The 6,000-nt window shown below is 73.8% G+C and carries 5 protein-coding genes; 4 read left to right on the top strand and 1 reads right to left on the bottom strand.

All coding sequences use genetic code 11. The features are described 5' to 3' along the window. Positions 1 to 458 precede the first annotated feature (458 nt). The gene (locus ACIQ5Y_RS36490) at positions 459 to 671 is read right to left on the bottom strand and encodes a hypothetical protein (protein WP_403890716.1); all 213 of its coding nucleotides are present in this window, start codon (positions 669 to 671) and stop codon (positions 459 to 461) included. A gap of 93 nt (positions 672 to 764) precedes the next feature. Between ACIQ5Y_RS36490 and ACIQ5Y_RS36485 the strand changes: the two genes are divergently transcribed. The 4 genes from ACIQ5Y_RS36485 (at position 765) to ACIQ5Y_RS36470 (ending at position 5,968) form a co-directional block, all read left to right on the top strand. Further along, positions 765 to 1,970: a bifunctional adenosylcobinamide kinase/adenosylcobinamide-phosphate guanylyltransferase gene (locus ACIQ5Y_RS36485; protein WP_403890714.1), complete on the top strand. Its 1,206-nt coding sequence runs from the start codon at positions 765 to 767 to the stop codon at positions 1,968 to 1,970. 213 nt (positions 1,971 to 2,183) lie between these two features. Continuing rightward, positions 2,184 to 3,248 (top strand): nicotinate-nucleotide--dimethylbenzimidazole phosphoribosyltransferase, encoded by a 1,065-nt coding sequence (gene cobT, locus ACIQ5Y_RS36480; protein WP_403890711.1) that lies wholly within the window; start codon positions 2,184 to 2,186, stop codon positions 3,246 to 3,248. An 84-nt stretch (positions 3,249 to 3,332) separates the two neighbouring features. Further along, positions 3,333 to 5,270 (top strand): phosphatidylglycerol lysyltransferase domain-containing protein, encoded by a 1,938-nt coding sequence (locus ACIQ5Y_RS36475; protein ID WP_403890708.1) that lies wholly within the window; start codon positions 3,333 to 3,335, stop codon positions 5,268 to 5,270. A gap of 107 nt (positions 5,271 to 5,377) precedes the next feature. Further along, positions 5,378 to 5,968 (top strand): hypothetical protein, encoded by a 591-nt coding sequence (locus ACIQ5Y_RS36470; RefSeq protein ID WP_403890706.1) that lies wholly within the window; start codon positions 5,378 to 5,380, stop codon positions 5,966 to 5,968. Positions 5,969 to 6,000: the final 32 nt, after the last annotated feature.

Here is a 6,000-nt window from a genome sequence, read left to right as displayed (position 1 = left end):
ACCGGGCATGCGGCGGCGCGCCCCCGCAGGGCGTCGAACGCGGCGCCCGGCGAACTGCCCCGCACCGTCCACACTCCCGCGCCGTCGGGACCGGGCGTGCGGCGGGGCGCCCCCGCAGGGCGTCGAACGCAACCACGTCGTACATGTCCGCTGCCTCTGCACGTTCGACGCCCGAGGAGGTGCCCCGGCGCGCGCCCGGCCCCGACGGCCCGTAGGCGCGGCCTCGGGGCGCCGGGGCGCCGGGGTGCCGCTACGCGGAGCCGGTCCCCTACCCGCCCTTCCACCGTTCCCCGGGCTCCGCCCGGACCCGCGCCTCAAACGCCGGCGAGGGTGAAAGATCCGGGACTCGGACGCCGGACGGGGGTGGGTTTACAGCCCCGTCCGGCGTTTGAGGCGGCGGGCGCGCAGCGCCCGGGTGGGGTGCGGGGCGGGGTCCCGGCGAGCGACCCCGCAGGGGGCTACGCGTCCAGGGCCTCCCGCAGGGACATCGCGTAGATCTCCGCCCCGGCGTCGTCCGACAGCCGCACCCGCTCCGCGCCGCCTTCCAGCAGGTCCTTCCAGACCTCACCGATCCAGGACTCCGCGTCCCCCTGCGTGGTGAACTCCTCCGGGACCACCGCCGGGGCCGTCTCCGTGCCGTCGGCCTTCTCGAACCGCCACGTCCACGCCATGTCCGCCTCCGTTGCTCGTCCGCTTCTCGCCTTGAGTGTGCCCGCAGAGTAGCCGGGCGCGCACCACTCTCGGGGACGCGGGAGGATCATCCTGTGGAACTCACTCTGCTCGGCACCGGTACACCCCAGGGGTTGCCCCGCCCCGGCTGTCCCTGCGCGACGTGCGCACTGTCCGTCGGTACCCGCTCACGGGCCGCGACGGCCGTACTCGTCGATGGGGCCCTGCTGCTCGACCTGACCCCCGGGGCGGTGCTGGCCGGCGCCCGGGCCGGGCACTCGCTGGCCGGGGTGCGGCAGGTCCTGCTGACCCACCCGCACGACGGACCCGCCGTCGAGCTGCCTCCGGGGCTGCCGGCGGCGGGACGGGTCCCGGACGGGCGGGAGCTGTCGGTGATCTCGGGGCACCGGGTGCGGGCGGTGCCGATGGACGCGCCGGGCACCGGTTACGAGGTGACGGGCCCGGACGGCGGCCGGCTGCTGTACCTGCCTCCGGGCGGGGCGCCGGCGGGAACGAACGGCGACAGGGACCAGCGGCCGTACGACATGGTGCTCGCGGACGTGCTGGGCCGCCCGGAGGCCCTGGCCAGGCTGCGGGCGACCGGTGCGATCGGTCCGGCGACGGAGGTGATCGCCGTCCACGTGGACCACGACACCCCGCCGGGCCGGGAGCTGGAGCGCAGGTGCGCGGCCGCCGGGGCGCGGGCCGTGCGCGACGGGACCACCGTCATCGTCGGGGAGTACCACGCGGGGGCGGACCTGCCGCGCCGGACGCTGGTGCTGGGCGGGGCCCGCTCGGGCAAGTCGCTGGAGGCGGAGCGGCGGCTGGAGTCATTCCCCGAGGTGGTCTACGTGGCGACCGGCGGCACCCGGGACGGGGACGCGGAGTGGGCCCAGCGGATCGGCCTGCACCGCGAGCGCCGGCCGGGGAGCTGGCGGACGCTGGAGACCTGCGAACTGGCGCCGCTGCTGGCGGAGCCCGGTCCGCCGCTGCTGATCGACTGCCTGGCGCTGTGGCTCACGGACGCGATGGACCGGGCCGGGGCCTGGGACGACGCGGTCTGGGCCGCGACCGGGCAGAAGGACCTCATCGAGCGGGTCGCGGAGCTGGTGGCGGCGGTGCGCGCGAGCCGCCGCCGGGTGGTGCTGGTCAGCAACGAGGTGGGCGGGGGCGTCGTCCCGGCGACCGCCTCGGGGCGCCGCTTCCGCGACGAGCTGGGCCGGCTGAACGCCGTCGTGGCGGGCGAGTGCGAACACGTACTCCTCGTCGCGGCGGGGCAGGTGCTCGTGGTCAAGGAGTAGCCGAGGCCCGGCCCCGGGCGGCTCGAAGACGGCCGGGGCTCGCGGCCTTCGCCGCGTGTCACCCCCGACCCCGCCAGGGGCACCCCCCAGCGGCGGCCGGGAGAGGCGGAGTTGACGGTGGGGCCGGTCCTGGGGACGGTGCGGCGAGGTGGGGAAACGGGGTGGGTGGGACACCCCCTGAGGGTGAGCCTCACCGGCTGTACTCTCTGGCAGATGAGCACGCTGAATCTCGACGACTTCTCCGATCTGATCGAGCGCCCCGACGGGGGCGTCCGGCGTGATGCCGAGGAACGCCGTGAGCGCCTCGCCGTGCCGCCCGGCGCGCTGGGCCGCCTCGACGAGCTCGCCGAGTGGCTCGCCGCCGCGCAGGGGCAGGTGCCGGTCAGGCCGATCGAGCGCCCGCGCGTGGTGCTGTTCGCCGCCGACCACGGGATCGCCTCGGAGGGCGTCTCCGCCCGCGTCGCCGGCACCACCCACGAGCTGGTGCGGGGCGTGCTCGACGGGACCAGCCCCGTCTCCGTCCTGGCCGGCCGGCTCGGGGCGGGCCTGCGCGTCGTCGACGCGGGGCTCGACTGCGACCCGGAGCTGCTGCCCGAGGACGTGGTCCGCCACCGGGTGCGGCGCGGCAGCGGCCGGATCGACGTGGAGGACGCGCTGACGGCGGAGGAGGCCGAGGCCGCGCTGCTGCTCGGGGTGCGGATCGCCGACGAGGAGGCCGACTCCGGTACGGATCTGGTCGTGCTCGGGGACCTCAGCGTCGGCGGGACCACGGTCGCCGCCACCCTCGTCGCCGCGCTGTGCGGCACCGACGCCTCGGTGGTCACCGGCCGCGGTGGGATGCCCATCGACGACCTGGCCTGGATGCGCAAGTGCGCGGCGATCCGCGACTCGCTGCGCCGGGCCCGCCCGGTCCTCGGCGACCAGGTCGCGCTGCTGGCTGCGGTCGGCGGCGCCGACGTGGCCGCGATCACCGGTTTCCTGCTCCAGTGCGCTGTCCGTCGCACGCCCGTCATCCTCGACGGAGTCGTCTCGGCGGCCTGCGGGCTGGTGGCCCAGCGGGCCGCGTTCCGGGCGCCCGACTGGTGGCTGGCCGGTCAGGCGAGCGGCGAGCCGGGCCAGGCGAAGGCCCTGGACCGGATGGCACTCAACCCCCTGCTCGACCACGGCGTCACAGTGGGCGAGGGTACCGGGGCTTTGCTGGCTCTTCCCCTGGTCCAGGCGGCCGCCGCGCTCGCGGCGGACCTCCCGGAGCGGGCAGCGGAGGAGCCTGCTGAATAAGGCGCCGGGGTTCGCGGTCCTGACCAGGCCACGCCCCCGGAGCCGCCCAAGAATGGGCGGTCATGCCCCATATGATCGGTTTTTATGGGAGAGGTCCGTTTGACCAGCGCAGAGACCGACCGTGGCGCCGCACCGGCGAACGTTCCGTCATCCGGCAGGAAAGAGACCGGCGGCGATCCCGCCGGAAAGTCGGCGGGGGCCGGCCGGGAAACCGGCCGGGAGTCCGACAAGGGGGACAAGGGAGACAGGGGAGAGCGGGGAGACAAGGGCGGCGACAGGGGGAGCGAGAAGGGCGACACCCGCTCACGGCGCGGTGCTGCCTTCGCGATCTGGTACCTGCGCACGGTCGCCTTCGTCAACTTCCTCAGCGCGGTGTGGGTTTCGCTCGGTCAGGACCTGCGGAACCACAACGCCGAGGACTTCTACACCCCGTACATGCTCACCGCGGGCTTCGCCTCAGGGCTCTTCACCCTGATGCTCGCCGTCACCCTCGGCCGCCGCAAACGCGCCTCCTGGATCCTCAACCTCGCGCTCAGCGGCATCCTGGCGCTGCTGCTCGCGCACGGGCTGTACCGGTACGAGGAGATCCGCGAGCACACCCAGAACTGGGTCTCGCTCGGCGTGACGGCGCTCTTCGTCGGCGCCCTGCTGCTGGGGCGCCGCGCGTTCTACGCCACGGGCGACCGCTCCAACCCCGCGCTCGCCACCGCCGTCGCCGCCATCGGCCTGCTGGCCACCTCCCTGGTCGCGGCCCTGCTCGTCGGCGCGACCAACACCGCCGAGCACAGCGCCGACGCCACCTTCCGGGACCGCTGGCTGTACGGCGTGATGCGGCTGATCACCCTGGAGCCGCAGGCCAAGATCGTCCACGAGATCAGCACGCCCGCCTGGGTCAACGTCACCATCAACGTGATGTCGATGCTGCTGCTGGTCGCCGTGCTGTTCGCCGCCTTCCGTTCGCGCCGCGCCGTCGACCCGATCACCGAGGAGGACGAGGAAAGGCTGCGGGCGCTCCTCGCCAGGCAGGGTGACCGAGACTCCCTCGGCTACTTCGCGCTGCGCCGCGAGAAGTCCGTCATCTGGTCCCCCACCGGCAAGGCCGCGGTCACCTACCGCGTCGTCGGCGGGGTTTCCCTGGCCTCCGGCGACCCCATCGGCGACCCCGAGGCCTGGCCCGGCGCCATCGAACCGTGGCTGGCCGAGGCCCGCGAGCACGGCTGGGTGCCGGCCGTGATGGGCGCGAGCGAGGAGGCCGGGCAGATCTACGCCCGGCACGGCCTCGACGCGCTGGAGCTCGGGGACGAAGCCATCGTCGAGACCGGCGAGTTCACCCTGGAGGGCCGCGCCATGCGCACCGTCCGCCAGGCCTACAACCGCGTCAAGCGGGCCGGGTACACCGTCCGCATCCGCCGCCACGCCGACATCCCCACCGAGGAGATGGACGAGCTGCTGCGCCGCGCCGACGACTGGCGCGACGGCGCGACCGAGCGCGGCTTCTCCATGGCGCTGGGCCGGCTGGGCGACCCGGCCGACGGCCAGTGCGTGATGCTGGAGTGCACCGACGGCGACGGCGAGCTGCGGGCCGTGCTGTCCTTCGTACCGTGGGGACCCAAGGGTCTGTCGCTGGACCTGATGCGCCGCGACCGGGACTCCGAGAACGGGCTGATGGAGTTCATGGTCATCGAACTCCTGGAACGCTCCAAGGAGATCGGGGTCAGCCAGGTCTCGCTGAACTTCGCGATGTTCCGGTCCGTCTTCGAGCGCGGCTCCCGGCTCGGCGCCGGTCCGGTGCTGCGGATGTGGCGCTCGCTGCTCAGCTTCTTCTCCCGCTGGTGGCAGATCGAGTCCCTCTACCGGGCCAACGCCAAATACCGGCCGATCTGGGAACCGCGGTTCATGCTCTTCGAGAAGAGTTCGGACCTGCTGCGGATCGGCATCGCGGCGGGCCGGGCCGAGGGCTTCCTGGAGGCCCCCGGCCTTCCGAAGTGGCTGCACCGCAGACACCTGGAGACCCGCCGTTGACAGCGCGGACCACATCCCCACTCCGGCAGTTCGCGAGCCGTGAGTGGGGGCCCCTGCTCGGGACCGTCCGGGACGCGCTGGTCCGCGACAAGTGGCGAGCGATCCCGATGACGATCGGAGCGGTCTGCCTGACCTCCGTGTTCCAGATCGTGCAGAACACCTCCTGGGGCTTCCAGCCCGTCCAGGACCTCGGCTCCGTCAAAGCCGCCGACCCGCTGTGGCTGGCGCTGCTGCGGACCCCGCTCTCGCTGTTCGTCCCGGCGCTGGACCTGCCGGTGTGGGGGGCGCTCGCGCAGATCCTGATCGTCTTCGGGATCTCGGAGATCTGCATCGGCTGGTGGCGCACGCTGCTGATCGGTTACGTGGCCACGATCGCCGGGACCACGTACGCGCGGATCGGGCTCTCACTCGGCCCCGACCACCCCTTCGGCCTGCCCGTGTCCGACCGGATCGTCAACGACACCGGGCCGTCGGCGGCCGTGGTGGGGCTCGCCATCTACGTCTGCTGGCGCTACCGGGCGTACCTGACCGGGGCCCTGGTGATCCTCGTGATGATCGGCGAGATCCTGATCAAGGACAACCTGGCGGGCAAGGAGCACCTGGCGGCCATCGCCGCCGTCATGGCCGTGTGCGTGGTCCGCGCGAAATGGGGCCCGGCCCGCTCCCGCGTGCCACTGGGAGTACGCCCGCCGCCCTAGGGCCTGTCGTCAACGCCGCGGGGCGATACGCC

Origin of the sequence: Streptomyces sp. NPDC096339 (assembly GCF_044762985.1) — a bacterium.
Lineage (GTDB): Bacteria > Actinomycetota > Actinomycetes > Streptomycetales > Streptomycetaceae > Streptomyces.
Note: the sequence above shows the minus strand (reverse complement) of the source record. Positions and strands in the feature narration are given on the sequence as shown.